Here is a 14843-nt window from a genome sequence, read left to right as displayed (position 1 = left end):
CTGGTAATCCCATGCCGAACTCGTCTCACGCGCCAGCCATCCCCCATCGCCAGCCCGCATCAGGTACGGCTGCCGACGATTCACTGCCAGATTCACCGCAACAGCCCAGCCAGCAACAAACGCGCCGTCTGCCACAAGTGGAACAGCTGCTGCAGCAACCCTTTCTCGCCGGTTTTATCGACGCGCTGAGCCGCCCGCTGGTGACTCAGGCGGTGCGCGACACCCTGAGCGAGCTGCGCCAGAGCGAAGATTTTCGCCAGCATGGCGTTGCCCCCGAGCAGATCGAGGCGCTGATTGCCAAACGCTGCCAACAGCAGTTGCGCCAGCGTCAAACCCGGGTGATCAACGCCACCGGCACCCTGGTGCATACCAATTTGGGGCGTTCGCCGTTAAGTGCCGATCTGTGGGACGAGGTGCGTGACCTCAACACCGGCTACAACAATCTGGAGCTGGATCTCGCTACCGGCAAACGCGGCGGGCGCAAGGGGCTGATCGCCCCCCTGCTACGTTGCCTCACCCAGGCCGAGGATTCGCTGGTGGTCAACAACAACGCCGCCTCGCTCTTTTTGCTGCTGCAGGAGGTAGCCAAGGGGCGCGAGGTGATCGTATCGCGCGGCGAGCAGATCCAGATTGGCGGCGGCTTTCGCATTCCCGATATTCTGGCCCTCTCCGGCGCCAAACTGGTGGAGGTGGGCACCACCAATATCACCACAGCCCGGGATTACCTCGATGCCATCACCGATCAGACCGCGCTGGTACTGATGGTGCACAGATCCAATTTCGCCATTCGCGGCTTTACCGAATCCCCCGATATCGGCGAGGTGGCCCGCGCCCTGCCCGAGCAGGTGGTGCTGGCGGTGGATCAGGGGTCGGGCTTGACCACAGAAGAGTTTGCGCCGGATGAAACCTCGGTGCGCCAGTACATCAAGGCGGGGGCGGATCTGGTCTGCTACTCAGGCGACAAACTCTTGGGCGGCCCGCAATCGGGCATCATCAGCGGCCGCAGCGACCTTATCAAGCGGCTGGAAAAACACCCCATGATGCGCACCTTCCGCCCGAGCCGTATCGTCTACTCCCTGCTCGAACGCCTGCTCATCCACAAACTCAACAAATCTCCCATCGGCGAGGGTATCGCCCATCGCACCCTGAGCAATCCGGCCGCCATGCAGAAGAGAGCCGACCAGCTGATGGCCGCCCTGCCCGGCTGCTTTGTGCCGGTCCCAGCCCAGCTGGTGGTGGGCGGTGGCACCTTGCCGGACGAGTTCTATCCGGCCCCTGCGCTGGAGTGCACCGACCCGCGTCCGGCCCAGCAGCTGCTTGATGCTCTGCGCGAACTGCCAGTGCCGGTCATCGCCACCGTGCGCCAGCAGAAGGTGCTGCTCAATATGGCCACCCTGCTGCCGACCGAGATGGAACTGCTGATCGCCCAACTCAGGGAGTTGCTGCTGCCCGCCCCGTTCAATGCAACAAATGCGAGCGAGGAGCCCTGATCCCATGACCCCCTATCGCGCCGTTATCGGCCTTGCTGGCCACGTGGATCACGGCAAGACCCTGCTGATCAAGGCCCTCACCGGCATCACCACAGCCCGCGCCCACGAGCAGGCCATCGGCATGACCCAGGATCTCGGCTTTGCCCACTTTGACGACGGTCAGGGCAACACCATAGGTGTCATCGACGTGCCCGGCCACGAGCGCTATATCCGCAACATGGTGGCGGGGCTCTGGAGTCTGGATCTGGTGCTGCTGGTGATTGCCGCCGACGAGGGGTGGATGCCGATGACCGGCGATCACCTGCGCCTGCTCAAGGCGATGGGGGTGCCGCGCCTGCTGGTCTGCATCAACAAGTGCGATCTGGTCTCCCCTGACGAGCTTTTGCTGTTGGAAGAGAACCTGCTGGAGCGGGTGATGGACGAGAGCGGTATGGTGCCTGATATCGTCAGCGTCAGCGCCAAAACCGGCGCCAATATGGCTGCCCTGCACACCGATATCGTGCGTCAGCTGGCCGATCTGCCAGCCTCACAAGCTGCCCGCGAGCAGGGCGCACCGCGCCTCTATGTAGACCGGGTCTTTACTGCCAATGGCACCGGCACAGTGCTAACCGGCACCTTGCAGCAGGGCCGCCTCAAGGTGGGGGACAAGCTGCGCCTCTACCCCGCCGATCGGGAGGTGCAGGTGCGCTCCCTGCAGGCATATCACCAGAGCGTCGACGAGATTGGCGCCGTCTGCCGGGTGGCGGTGGGCCTGAAAAAAGTGCCTCACAAGGAGGTGGCTCGCGGCCACTGCCTGACCAGCGCAGCGGGCCAGTGCGAGGCGGCGACTCACCTGATCGTGCGGCTCAACACCGAGAGCCTGAGCGGCAAGGCACTACGCCCCTCTCTGCACAACAAGGAGGTCGAAGTAGCCCTTGGCAGCTGGCATGGCCGAGCCCGTTTTGTTCCCATCAAGGATACCCGGCTGGCGCGGCTGATCTTTACCAGTCCCATCCCCTGTTTCTTTGGCCAACCGCTTGCCATCATTCGTCACGGCAGCAGCGAACTACTGCACGGCGCCCGCATCGTCTGGTGCGGCGATATCCATCCCGCCAGACGCAAGGCGCTGCATGCCCTGCTGGGCGAGCTGCCGGATGACTTGGAGCGCTACAACCCCGCCACCCTGCAACTGGGGCTCAACGGCTATGTGCTGACCAGCCGCTTTGACCGGCGGCCCGAACAGGTTACCCCCCTCGGTGACTGGCTGCTGGACAACCACTGGCTGGCCCAGAGCCGCGATCAGCTGCTCGCTACCTTGGCAAACGAACCGCTGAGCGCTGCGGAGCTGGCGACCCGCTTTGGCATCGCCCTGCCGGTCACTCAGGCCCTGCTCCAGCAGCTCAAGAGCGAGCAGCTCATTCGCCTGCACCATGACAAGTGGCAACCGGGCAGCGGCGAGTCGGAAGATGATTTGGGGGAAGAGGCGCAGCTGGTGCTCAAGGTGGTGCGAGATCAAGGCAAGGAGGGTTACGAGCCCGGTAAACTGGGCCCCGGCGGCGTGGAGCTGGATCCCTTTATCACCCGCAAACTGCCCGCGGCCCTGCAGCAGGGCTTACAGCAAAAAGGCGCGTTGCAAAAGCAGCTGCGCAATCTGGCGCGACTCAAGTATCTGGTGCAGCTCGATGGCCCCATCTACTACGACGCCGAGCTTTACAACCTGATGGTCGCCGAAGTGCTGGCGGGCCAGCAGGTGGGAGATCTGATCGACATGGCATCCCTCAAGGAGATCACCGGCTTGTCGCGCAAATACGCCATTCCGTTCTGCCTGCGCATGGAGATGGATGGCTGGGTGCGGCGCGAGGAGAACGAGCGCCGGGTGCTGCGCTTGCCAGCGACTCAAGATGAGATGGAGCCGGCATGAGCGCCACCATCGCCCTCTCTATCGCTTCCAATCCTGCTGCCAACCGGCTGCGCCGCGAATTTCATATCGACGGCATAGTACAGGGGGTCGGCTTTCGCCCCTTCGTCTACGGGCTGGCACTGCGTCACGGCCTTGCTGGCTATGTCTTGAACGATGCCAATGGCGTCACCATAGGCGCTGAAGGCTCCCCCGAGCAGCTGGCCGCCTTTGCCCGTGAACTGCGGGAACTGGCGCCGCCGCTTAGCCGCATCGATCATTTCAGCGAGCGGGAACTGCCTCTTGCTCATGATCCCGACTTCGATGGCCAATTTCATGGCCAGTTTCGAATTAAAGCGAGCCAGCAGCAGAGCGCCGCCACGGTCGCCATCTCGCCGGACCAGGGAATGTGCGAGGCGTGCGCCCGGGACGTGGCCAATCCCAACGATCGCCACCACCACTACCCCTTTACCAACTGCACCCACTGCGGCCCGCGCTACACCATCATCCGCCGCCTCCCCTACGACCGCCCCCACACCGCCATGGCGGGCTTTGCCATGTGCCCGCGCTGCGCGGCGGCCTATGAAAACCCGCTGGACAGACGCTACCACGCCCAGCCGGTGAGCTGTCCCGAGTGCGGGCCCCACCTCAGCTGGCGCAGCGACAAGGGCGATGCCTTGGCCGAACGCGAGGATGCCCTGCAGGCCGCCGCCTGCGCCCTGCAAGCGGGGGCGCTGATTGCGGTCAAGGGAATGGGTGGGTATCACCTGATGTGTGATGCTCGCAATGAACAGAGTGTTGCCAGATTGCGAACGCTCAAGCGGCGCGCACGCAAGCCGCTGGCGGTGATGATGGGCTCCCTTGCCGAGGCCAAATTGCATGTCACCGGCTGCGAAGCAGAGTGGAAGCTGCTCGCCTCTCAGGCCAGACCCATCACCTTGCTGCGCAAGCGCATTAACGATGATCGGCTCTCAGAATCTGGACCGTCAGCCGCGCCGCTGGCCGAGGGGATCGCCCCCGGCATCCCCTACCTTGGCATCATGCTCCCCTATACCCCGCTCCATCAGCTGCTGCTGGACGCCTGTGCCATGCCGCTGGTGGCCACCAGCGCCAATGGTCGCGGCAGCCCAATCCTGATCGACTGTGAGGCAGTAGTCAGGGAACTCGGCAGCAAGATTGACGGCATCCTGGATCACAACCGTCCCATCCTGCACCCTTGCGACGACAGTCTGGTGCAGTGGGCGGGCGGGCGGCGCCAAACGTTGCGGCTGGCCCGGGGCTATGCCCCCTGCACCCCCAGCCTGAAACAGGCGGTCAAGGTGCCGCTCTTGGCAGTCGGGGCACAGCAGAAGAACCAGCTGGCGCTCGCCTTCGGCCGCCAGCGCATCTACAGCCCCTATATCGGCGATCTGCACAGCCTGCCGATGCAGGAGCACTTCGAGCAGACCCTGGCGACCTTTCGCGATCTCTACGATCTCACACCCGAACTGCTGGTGTCGGATCGCCACCCCGGCTACCTCAGCCACCAGTGGGCCAAGGGCTATTGCCGCGATCACAATGCGACCCATCTCGAGGTGCAGCACCATCACGCCCACCTGCTGGGGGCGATGGCCGAGCACAACATCACAGGCCCGGTGCTGGGTGTTGCCTTCGATGGCACCGGCCTTGGCGATGACGGCACCCTCTGGGGCGGCGAGCTGCTGATCGCAGACGTTCAGGGCTTCGATCGGGTTGCCCACCTTGCTCCCTTCAAGCTGATCGGCGGCGAAGCGGCCATCCGCGAGCCGGTGCGCCAGCTGCTGGGGCTGCTGTTCGAATCCTATAGCGTGGAGCAGATCAGCGCCCTCGATATTCCGTTGATCAAGCAACTGCCCCTTAAGCGGATCAGCAACCTGCACCAGCTCTGGCAGCTGGGTCGCAACGCCCCTTACACCAGCTCCATCGGTCGGCTGTTCGATGTGGTGGCGGCGCTCTTGGGAGTCATCGACACCCCCGATTACGAGGGCGAAGCCGGGCTCCTGCTGGAGGCAGCCGCCTTGCAGCTTGCCCCCGATGAACAGCCCTTACCCCTTGCCTTTGATCTCAGCCAATCAGCGGAAGGGCCGCTGCTGATCGAGTGGGCCGAGCTCATCAATACCCTTGTCAGCGAGCGGCGCAAAGGCGCCTCCACCGCCAGCCTGGCCGCCGGTTTTATCCGTGCCATCAGCAATCTGGTCATCGCCCTTGCCGAGCGCTTCCCCGGCTATCCGGTGGTACTCGGGGGCGGCGTCTTTCAAAACCGGGTGCTGATGGACCAGCTGGTGCCCGCACTCGAAGCCGCTGGCCAGCAGGTATTGACCAGCGAAACCCTGCCGCTCAATGACGGTGGCATCGCCGCCGGTCAGCTCTGGTTTGCCATCCACCATCTTGCCACGCATCAGCCTGTCACCACCGGTTGTGCCACCTTGTCGGAGTCCTGAAATTCATGTGTCTATCCATCCCCTCTCAGGTGGTGCAACTGCACCCCGAAGATAACTGCGTTACCGTCGACACCCTGGGGGTGCAGCGGCGCGTCAGCTGCATGCTGCTCGAAGAGCCTCTCAACATTGGCGACTATGTGCTGCTCCATATCGGCTTTGTGATGAGCAAGATTGACCAGGAGGAGGCGCAGGCCAGCCTCGAGAGCTTCCGCCAGATGGTGGCCCTGATGCCCAAACAGGATATCTTGCCATGCTGACCTTGAATGATCTGTTTCAGGGCTTTCGCCAGCCCGAGGTGATCCGCGCCCTCTCCGCCCAAATCACCGAACTGGCCAAATTACTCCCCGAACCGCTGCGGGTGATGGAGGTGTGTGGCGGCCATACCCACACCATCATGAAATACGGCCTGCACCAGCTGCTGCCCGCCAGCATCGAGTTTGTCCACGGCCCCGGCTGCCCGGTCTGCATCATGCCCAAAGAGCGCATCGATCAGGCCATCGAGCTGGCCCGCCAGCCCAACGTCATTCTGGTCACCCTGGGGGACATGATCCGGGTACCGGGCTCCAAGGGCACGCTGGCCCAGCAGCGCGCCAAGGGGAGCGATATCCGCCCGGTCTATGACCCCCTCGATGCCCTGCGTATCGCCAAAGAGAATCCGGAGAAAACCGTGGTCTTCTTCGCCATCGGTTTCGAGACATCCACCCCGATGACTGCGGCGCTCTTGGCTGCCGCGGAAGATCAAGGGATCGAGAACCTCTTGTTTCATATCAACCATGTGCTGGTGCCCCCTGCCATTCATGCGGTGATGGCCGACGGGGTGGCCAAGGTGAACGCCTTTATCGGCCCCTCCCACGTCAGCGTCATCACCGGCGCCGATATCTACCTGCCCATCGTCGATCGTTATCAGGTACCGGTGGTGGTGAGTGGCTTCGAACCGGTGGATGTGATGGAGGCGCTCTTGATGATGGTGCGCCAGAAGGTGGAGGGTCGCTACGCGCTGGAGGTGCAATACAGCCGCGCCGTCACCGCCAGCGGCAATAAAGCCGCCCAGCGGCTGGTCGAGCGCTTTTTCGAGACCCGCGAGCACTTTCGCTGGCGGGGTCTTGGCGATATCAAGGCTTCCGCCCTGCGCCTGCGCGATGCGTTTGCCAAGCGCGATGCGGAGCGTCACTTTGCGCTCAATCAGACTCCCATCGATGACCACAAGGCGTGCCAGTGCGCCGATATCCTGCGCGGCCTTGCCAAACCGAACCAGTGCAAAGTCTTTGGCCGGGGCTGCACCCCGACCCAGCCCATGGGCAGCTGCATGGTCAGCTCCGAAGGGGCCTGCAATGCCTACTACCGATATATGGGGATCCAATGAGAGAAATTCAGTTAAGCCACGGCGGTCGGGTGATGAGTGGAGATGAATCTGTCTGCTTCGGCAACCTTGTGGAGATCCAATCACGATGAGAGAAATCCAACTTAGCCACGGCGGCGGCGGCGTCGAGATGAATCAGCTGATCAACCAGCTCTTCTTTCGCCACTTTGGCAACGAGATCCTGCTGCGCGGTGAAGATGCCGCCCTGCTGCCGGTAGAGGGCCCCGTAGCCTTTACCACCGACAGCTTTACCGTCTCGCCGCTCTTCTTCGAGGGGGGTGATATCGGCAAGCTGGCTATCGCCGGCACGGTCAACGATCTCGCCATGATGGGGGCCAAACCCGAGTATCTGAGCTGCAGCTTTATTATCGAGGAGGGCTTCCCCTACGCCGATCTCGCCCGCATCGTCGAGTCGATGGCGGCAGAGCTTGCCAAAAGCGGCGCCCGCATCGTCTGCGGCGACACCAAGGTGGTGCCCAAGGGGGCGGCCGACAAGATCTTTATCAACACCAGCGGGGTCGGCACTTTCCCGCAGCCTGAGCAGAGCCGGGGCATCTCGGTTCGCAATCTCAAGGCCGGTGACGCCATTCTGGTGTCGCGGGATATCGGCAGCCACGGCGCCTGCATCCTGATGGCCCGTGACGCCCTGCAACTCGGATCTGATCTCAAGAGCGACTGCACCACCCTCTGGCCACAGGTCGAAGCGCTGCTAAAAGCGGGCATTACCCCTCACGCCCTGCGCGACGCCACCCGCGGTGGCCTCGCCGCCGTGCTCAACGAGTGGAGCAGCGCCTCCGGCGTTGCCATCGAGCTGGAGGAGTCCGCCATTCCGGTGTGTGATCCGGTGCGCGGCCTGTGTGAGCTCTACGGTTTCGAGCCCCATGATCTCGCCAACGAGGGAACCATGGTGCTGGCCCTGCCTGCCGAACAGGCACAGGACGCGCTGGGCATCTTGCGGCAATTCAACCCCACCGCCAGCCAGATCGGCGTGGTGCAGGCGAACGATCGCCACAAGGTGATCCTCAACAACCCCTGGGGCAGCCGCCGTTATCTGGAGCTGCCGCAAGGGGAGCTGCTGCCGCGGATCTGTTGAGCAACCATGCCGTTCCGTCAATTACAGGGGGGAGTCACGGCTCCTCCCCATATCGGTTAAGGAGCTACCATGCACGAAATGTCTCTGGCCATGGCCGCCATCGATCTGGCGGCCGAGCAGGCCACCCAGCGGGGCTTTAACAAGGTGACCGCCCTCTGGCTCGAGGTCGGCAGCTTCTCCTGCGTCGACCCGGACACCATTGCCTTCTGTTTCGAGGCGGCCGCCAAGGGCACCGCCGTCGAGGGGGCCCAACTGCACTTTCAGCACCAGGCGGCAGAGGCCTGGTGTTATGACTGCAACCAGACGGTCACCCTCACCGAACGCGGGCAGGCCTGTCCCGAGTGTGGCGGATACAAATTACGAGTCGCGCAGGGTGATAGCCTGCGCATCACCGACATCGAGGTAAGTTGATATGTGTAGCGTATGCGGATGCGGCCAGGCGCGGATCGCCGGCCATGAGCACGATCATGAGCATCATCATGAGCACGACCATCATCATGCTCATGACGCCCATCACCATCATGACCACGAGCAGAGTGCGCCGCGCACCCTGATCATTCACCACCACTACCACCATCAGGGAGATGTCCATCACCACTACCACGGGGTGCGGGCTCCCGTGAGCCATGAGGGTCATGATCACCCCCATGAGCACCACCATGATCATGCCCACTCTCATGACCACGACCATTCCCACGCGCATCCCCATGATCACAACCACGACCATGACCATGACCATGACCATGACCATCAGCAGGGTGATCTGCACTATGGCAAAGGGGAAGCGGGACTGTCGGTGCCCGGCATGGGGCAGCGTCAGCTGATCGCCATCGAGATGGATGTGCTGGCCAAGAATAACGCGCTGGCGGCCCACAACCGCGAACACTTCGACGAGGCGGCCCAGTTGGTGCTTAACCTGGTGTCGAGCCCGGGTTCAGGCAAGACCACCTTGCTATGCGAAACCCTGCGCCAGCTGGCCGACAAGCGGCCTTGCGCGGTGATCGAGGGGGATCAGCAGACCAGTGCCGATGCGGATCGCATCCGTGCCACCGGCGTCCCTGCCGTGCAGATCAACACCGGCAAGGGCTGCCATCTGGACGCCAAAATGGTCCACGACGCCTGCCACCAGCTGCCTGCCAATGAAGGGGGCATCCTCTTTATCGAGAACGTCGGCAATCTGGTTTGCCCCGCCAGCTTCGATCTCGGCGAGAAGTACAAGGTGGCGATCCTCTCGGTCACCGAGGGGGAAGAGAAGCCGCTGAAATACCCGGACATGTTTGCCGCCGCCCAGCTGATGGTAATCAACAAGATCGATCTGCTGCCCTACGTCAGCTTTGACATGGCCCGCTGCATCGAGAACGCCAAACGGGTCAACCCCTATATTCAGGTGATCCAGGTCAGCGCCACCACAGGCGAAGGGATGGATGCCTGGCTTAACTGGCTGGCCAGTGCCTGAACCGGTTAAACGCCGCTGATAAGGGTAGAAAACAAGAGAGGGAGGCTGATGCCTCCCTCTCTTTTACCTGCGCACTTTGCCAACGGTTCTCTCTGTACAGCATTGCCAGCGTTTCATACTCGCATCCCCTCACCCTGGCCTTCTCCCCTTGCGGGAGAAGGCCAGGGTGAGGGGGAAGCCAATCCTCAGGCCGCATTTTCAGCCAATACACCAGTCACGGGCTGCATCTCCCCAAAGCGCAGCACCCGATGGCAGATCTGGCGCAGCAGCGCCTGCTGGTGACTGAAGATCACCATGCCAAGCCCGCGCTGCTCGCATTCAACCATCAACTCCTGCCAGAGCTGGCGCTGAATCTGCGGATCCAGCTGGGCGGTCACCTCATCGGCGACAAGCAACCGGGTGCGGGGATCGAGGGCGCGCAGCAGCGCGATGCGGGCCAGCTCGCCACCGGAGAGTTGACCGGGTTTACGACCAAGCCATTCAGGCTTGACCATAAAGCGAGCCAGCATGGCGTCATCGGGGCGCCACACATCCCACAGCGCCTGCCCGGTGGTGCGATAGGGATTGAAGGTGAGCTCCGGATGCTGGGGCACCAGCTGGATGGGGTTATAACCTTTTACCTGTTCAGGCACCGGCAGCCCATCCAGCAGGAGCAGCCCGCCGGCCCCAACTGGTTGCCAACCGGCCAACACTCGCCCCAACGTGGTCTTGCCATGGCCGCTCGGGGCGGAGATGCCGAGCCGTTCGCCCGCTTTCACCGTCAGCGACAACCCCTGCCAGAGGGGACGTTCCCCCTGGGCGATAGTAAGATTTCGTACTTCCAACATCAGGAGACCTCCGGCACAGAGAAGAGCGCGTTGAACTCCGGCAGTGCCTGCCAGTGGGCACGGAGCATCTCGCTCCCCTGCCCTTGCCGCAGATGGTGGCTGCTCAAGGTATCGCTCACTTGGCCCTTATGGAGCGCGACTATGCGATCGGCAAAGCGGGCCGCCAGCGCCAGATCGTGGGTCACCCAGAGGATACCGCTGCCCTGATTGGCCAATTCACGCAACTGGCCGAGGAGCAGACAGGCCAGCTCCTCGTCGAGCCAGGCGGTGATCTCGTCTGCCAGAATGTAGCGGGCACCGCCGAGCGCCGCGGTGCAGGCCAGAATGCGCTTGGCCATGCCGCCAGAGAGCTGGCGCGGGAATCTGTCCAGGGTGGTCGCGGGCAGCTGGTAGCGCAGCAGTTGCTCGCCGAGCCGCTCGCGAGAACCGCTCTGGCCGCAGAGGCGTGCCGCACGTCCCAGCTGACGCTCCACCGTCAGCAGCGGATTGAGGGCGCTTACCCCCTGCGGCACATAGCAGAGGGTGTGGCCGCGCAAACGGGCCCGGCTGGCATCGCACAGAGGAGTACCATCAAGAGAGATGCTGCCGCGCATGCGCAGATTGTCCGGCAGCAATGTCAGAGCGCTTTGCAGCAGCAGGCTCTTGCCCTCGCCGCTCCCCCCCACCAGCGCCACTATCTCCCCCGGTGCCAGTTGCAGGCTGATATCGGTCAGCAATGGCTGCCAGCTGCGTCGCCCCAGCCAGGAGTAGTGGGCCGCCTCTATGGTCACATGGTCAAAACTCAGCATGGTTCACTCCTGTGCCACAGCAGCTGTTGCAAGGCGCGGGTAGCCTGATCAAAGAGCAACACCAGCAGCAGCAACATCAGCCCCGGGAAGAGGGCCAGCCACCAACCGCCACCGGCCAGATAACGCAGGGCATCGGCCAGCAGCAGGCCCAGCGAGGCCTCGTGGGCCGCCAGACCAAAGCCGAGAAAGCTCAAGGCCGCGCTGTGCAGCACCGCATGGGGAAACATCAGCAGTGTGCCGATAAACCACTGGGGCAACAGCCCCGGCAGCAGGTGGGTGCGCCAGCGACGCAGCGCCCCCATCCCCTGACAGCGGGCCAGCACCACATAGTCGCTGCAGGCGATCCGCCGCGCCTCGGCGCAGAGAATGAGCGCCAGCTTGGGCCAGTGGGTGAGCGCCACCGCCAGGATCACCCCGCGCATGCCGCCCCCCACGGTAAAGCAGATGAGGATCAAGAGCAGCATATGGGGCAGTGCCAGCATGGCGTCGATCACCATTCGTACCGCCGCATCGCATCTGGGGTGAATGAGCGACACGCTTGCCGCCGCCATGGCCAGCAGGCCACTGCAGAGCGCCGTGCTGATGCCCAGCTCCAGACTGGTGAGGGTGCCCTGAAAAGCCCGCAACCAGAGATCCCGCCCCATCTGATCGGTGCCGAACCAGTGGGCCAGCGAGGGAGGCTGCTGGCGCGCCAGCAGATCCATCGGCACATCCTGATGAGAGAGGCTCCAGCCGTAAGTGGCCAGCAGCGCCAATCCGAGCAGGGCAAAACCCAGCCGCAGTATGGAGGGAAACGGGTTAAACAGCATGCTCGCCCTCCCAGCCCCGATTGATGCGGGCCAGCAGCAAACTGGCCACCGTGTTGCCAATAAAGACCAGCAGGGTGCAGAAGAGCACGATTCCCATCAGCAAGGGGATATCGCCCCGCAGTCCCGCATCTACGGTGGCCTGGCCGAGCCCCGGGTAGGAGAAGACCTTCTCCGCCAACAGCGATCCGCCAATCAGCTCGCCGAGCGAGGCAAACTGCAGGCAGAGCGCCGGGGTCAGAGCGTGGCGCAACACATGAAAGCGCAACATGGGCCAGCCACCATCCCCCTGAGCGCGGGCATAACGGATAAAGTCGCTCTCCAGCACCTCGGCCACCCGCGCCCGGGTATGCAGGGCAATATTGCCCAGCCCGAGCAGGGCGAGCGTGGTGACCGGCAGCAGCAGATGACGCAACCGCATCAGCCAATCCGCCTCATCGGCAGCGAGCCCCGGCGTCCAGGCGCAGCAGACCGGCAGTAGCGGCCAGTGCACCGCAAACAGGGCGAGCAGCAACAGGCCGACCCAGAAGGTGGGCAGGGAGGCTAGCAAGTAAGCAAAGCGGCAAATAAAGCGATCGGGCCAGCGGTTGAGATAGCGACCGGCGCAGAGGCCCAGCAAAATCCCGAAAAAACCGGATAGCAGCCAGGCCCCCGCCAGCAACAGGAAGGAGGCGGCAAAACGCTGGCCGATTACCCCACCCACAGGCGCGTTGTAGAGCATGGAGTAACCGAGATCCCCCTGCAGCACCTGGGTAAACCAGTGCCAGTAGCGCAGCCAGAGCGGTTGATCCAGCCCCCAGCGAGCGGCAATGCGGGCGTATTGCTCCGGCGGCACATGGAGCAGATCGTTGCCGATATAGGCCTTGATGGGGTCGATGGGGGAGTAACTCAGCAGCACAAAGGTGGCGACCGAGACCAGACATAACAGCCCTGCCAGACGCAGCAGGGCTTTTAGCAACAGATAACCTGAATGACTCAAAGGCGAACTTAACGGCACGTCCACCGCCAATCCTGCAGGTTGTTGAGGAGGGACCAGCTACCGTGGATTTCCGGCGCCCCCTTGCCAAGGTCGATGCAGTGGTTGGCCAGATAGGTATGCTGCACGTTGAGCAGCCAGGCCCAGGCGGCATCCCCCTGCACTCCGGCACCGGTCTTGCCATCCCACTCCACCTGCTGCCAGAACGGCACGGCCGCCTGCCAGTTCGGGGCATCCAGCGCCTGCTTGAGGTGGCCATCCACCACAGGGTTCCTGTAGTAGCCCGGATTGTAGAACTCCACGCCACCGGAGCCGCTCTGGTAGTGGTGATAGAGCTCCATGGGATCCAGACTCCCCCACCCCATCAGCACCGGGTTGGCGTGCATCTCCCGCTCCACCTGCTCCCAGCTGCCGGACTTGAGGCTCACCTCAAGGCCGATGGGTTTGAGCATGGCCCGCACCGCTTCCGCCAAATCCCGGCGGGTGCTGTCGCCACTGGTGTACCAGAGGGTAAAGGCGGCGCGCAGATTGCCCTTGTGGCGAATGCCGTCACTGCCCATCTTCCAACCCGCCTCGTCGAGCAGGGCATTGGCGTGGGCGACATCCCCATCCTTGAAGGCGGTGGCTTTGTTCAGCCAGGGCAAGCCTTCCACCGCGCTGTAGGCGGGGATGGCGTGCCCTTCCAGTAGCTGACCGGCCAGTAGCTTGCGGTCGATGGCGTAGTTGATGGCGCGGCGCACCGCCACGTCCGAGGTCACGTCGTTGCCGACGGGATAACCCTTGGCATCCTTGCCGCCCGCAGGCGGAATGGGGAAGACGATACCGCGGTTCTCCACACTCGGGCGCACCCAGAGCTTGAGGGAAGCAGGCACGGTGGGCGCCAGTGACGGGGCGATGCGCACCACATCAAGCTGGCTGCTCTGGGCCGCGGCATAGGCGCTCTCCTCATCGATAAAGACAAAGACCAGCCGTTTAAAGTCATTGTTGCCACCGGCGTAATAGGGGTTCGCCTCCACCACCAGTTGCTGGCCGGGCAGGAAGCTCACCAGCCGGTAGGGGCCGGCGCCGACCGGCTCGCGAGCATAGCGCTTGGGATCGTAATCCCGCTTCGACACTATCCCCAAGGATCCCAGCACGTTGACGAAGGTGCTCTGGGGGGCACTCAGGGTGATGGCAACTTCGGTGGGTGAGAGCACCTTGGCCGAGACAAAGTTGCCCATGTCGATCTTGCCGCCGCCCTGGGCTGCGCTGTTGTAGGTGAAGGCCACATCCTCGGCGGTGAGCGGCGCGCCGTTGGAGAATTTCAAATCCGGCTTGAGGCGGATAAGCCACCCCTTGCCATCCTGGCTCGGAGTCACCGTTTGGGTGAGCACGTTCTGCCAGCTGAGGTCGGCGTTTTGTTTGAGCAGCGGACTGTGCAGCAGCAGGTAGCTGCCGTGGCTCCAGCCAAGCAGAGGGTCAAACCCTTCGGTGGGTTCGGCTCCGATGGCAAGCTTGAGCTCGGCGGGCACAGGTTGGGCTGCGGCCAGCGCCGCGTGAGAGGCAGTGCCCAGCAGCAGGGTCAACAGGGCGGTAGCGCTGGATCTGGCGTAATGGCGAAGGGAATTGCGAGAAACAGTCATGGGGATCCTTCTTGTTTTGTACCACTCACGGATCATCACTCAAAAAAGAGGCGGAATGCGTGTCTGAACATGGGAGTGAGGGGCCAAAAT

General features: G+C 63.2%; 14 protein-coding genes. 8 read left to right on the top strand and 6 right to left on the bottom strand.

Annotated features, from left to right (window positions below; genetic code table 11):
- Positions 1 to 11 precede the first annotated feature (11 nt).
- The 7 genes from selA to hypA all read left to right on the top strand — a co-directional run bounded on the left by selA (position 12) and on the right by hypA (position 8689).
- A complete protein-coding gene (gene selA, locus ACB040_RS01400; RefSeq protein ID WP_371154161.1) occupies positions 12 to 1490 on the top strand; it encodes an L-seryl-tRNA(Sec) selenium transferase in 1479 nt (492 codons plus the stop codon).
- Between the two features lie 4 nt (positions 1491 to 1494).
- Positions 1495 to 3390, top strand: a complete 1896-nt coding sequence (selB, locus tag ACB040_RS01395; protein ID WP_371154163.1) for a selenocysteine-specific translation elongation factor — start codon at positions 1495 to 1497, stop codon at positions 3388 to 3390.
- Positions 3387 to 5825, top strand: a complete 2439-nt coding sequence (hypF, locus tag ACB040_RS01390; RefSeq protein WP_371154165.1) for a carbamoyltransferase HypF — start codon at positions 3387 to 3389, stop codon at positions 5823 to 5825. The genes selB and hypF overlap by 4 nt, the downstream gene beginning before the upstream one ends.
- A gap of 5 nt (positions 5826 to 5830) precedes the next feature.
- Positions 5831 to 6082 carry a HypC/HybG/HupF family hydrogenase formation chaperone gene (locus ACB040_RS01385; protein WP_005333341.1) on the top strand — a complete coding sequence of 84 codons (252 nt, stop codon included), beginning with the start codon at positions 5831 to 5833 and terminating at the stop codon, positions 6080 to 6082.
- Entirely contained in the window at positions 6076 to 7188 is a 1113-nt protein-coding gene (gene hypD / locus ACB040_RS01380; protein WP_371154168.1) for a hydrogenase formation protein HypD, read from the top strand. The genes ACB040_RS01385 and hypD overlap by 7 nt, the downstream gene beginning before the upstream one ends.
- An 85-nt stretch (positions 7189 to 7273) precedes the next feature.
- A complete protein-coding gene (hypE, locus tag ACB040_RS01375; protein WP_371154170.1) occupies positions 7274 to 8278 on the top strand; it encodes a hydrogenase expression/formation protein HypE in 1005 nt (334 codons plus the stop codon).
- A gap of 69 nt (positions 8279 to 8347) precedes the next feature.
- On the top strand, positions 8348 to 8689 hold the full coding sequence (gene hypA, locus ACB040_RS01370) for a hydrogenase maturation nickel metallochaperone HypA (protein WP_005301911.1): 342 nt from the start codon (positions 8348 to 8350) through the stop codon (positions 8687 to 8689).
- Here hypA and ACB040_RS01365 read toward each other — a convergent pair.
- Entirely contained in the window at positions 8667 to 9017 is a 351-nt protein-coding gene (locus ACB040_RS01365; protein WP_371154172.1) for a hypothetical protein, read from the bottom strand. The genes hypA and ACB040_RS01365 overlap by 23 nt on opposite strands.
- Between ACB040_RS01365 and hypB the strand changes: the two genes are divergently transcribed.
- Positions 8898 to 9734 (top strand): hydrogenase nickel incorporation protein HypB, encoded by an 837-nt coding sequence (hypB, locus tag ACB040_RS01360; RefSeq protein WP_371154174.1) that lies wholly within the window; start codon positions 8898 to 8900, stop codon positions 9732 to 9734. The genes ACB040_RS01365 and hypB overlap by 120 nt on opposite strands.
- Before the next feature lie 185 nt (positions 9735 to 9919).
- Here hypB and ACB040_RS01355 read toward each other — a convergent pair whose 3' ends face one another.
- From ACB040_RS01355 to ACB040_RS01335, 5 genes are read right to left on the bottom strand one after another with little or no spacing between them, the layout of a single operon-like run.
- A complete protein-coding gene (locus tag ACB040_RS01355) occupies positions 9920 to 10561 on the bottom strand; it encodes an ATP-binding cassette domain-containing protein (RefSeq protein WP_371154176.1) in 642 nt (213 codons plus the stop codon).
- A complete protein-coding gene (locus tag ACB040_RS01350; RefSeq protein ID WP_371154178.1) occupies positions 10561 to 11349 on the bottom strand; it encodes an ATP-binding cassette domain-containing protein in 789 nt (262 codons plus the stop codon). Before ACB040_RS01350 ends, ACB040_RS01355 begins: the two co-directional genes overlap by 1 nt.
- Entirely contained in the window at positions 11343 to 12158 is an 816-nt protein-coding gene (locus tag ACB040_RS01345; RefSeq protein ID WP_371154180.1) for an ABC transporter permease, read from the bottom strand. The genes ACB040_RS01350 and ACB040_RS01345 overlap by 7 nt, the downstream gene beginning before the upstream one ends.
- Positions 12148 to 13158 carry an ABC transporter permease gene (locus ACB040_RS01340; protein WP_371154182.1) on the bottom strand — a complete coding sequence of 337 codons (1011 nt, stop codon included), beginning with the start codon at positions 13156 to 13158 and terminating at the stop codon, positions 12148 to 12150. The genes ACB040_RS01345 and ACB040_RS01340 overlap by 11 nt, the downstream gene beginning before the upstream one ends.
- A complete protein-coding gene (locus ACB040_RS01335) occupies positions 13143 to 14753 on the bottom strand; it encodes an ABC transporter substrate-binding protein (protein WP_371154184.1) in 1611 nt (536 codons plus the stop codon). The genes ACB040_RS01340 and ACB040_RS01335 overlap by 16 nt, the downstream gene beginning before the upstream one ends.
- Positions 14754 to 14843 lie beyond the last annotated feature (90 nt).

It is taken from the genome of Aeromonas sp. S11(2024) (assembly GCF_041402345.1).
GTDB lineage: Bacteria > Pseudomonadota > Gammaproteobacteria > Enterobacterales > Aeromonadaceae > Aeromonas > Aeromonas veronii.
Note: the sequence above shows the minus strand (reverse complement) of the source record. Positions and strands in the feature narration are given on the sequence as shown.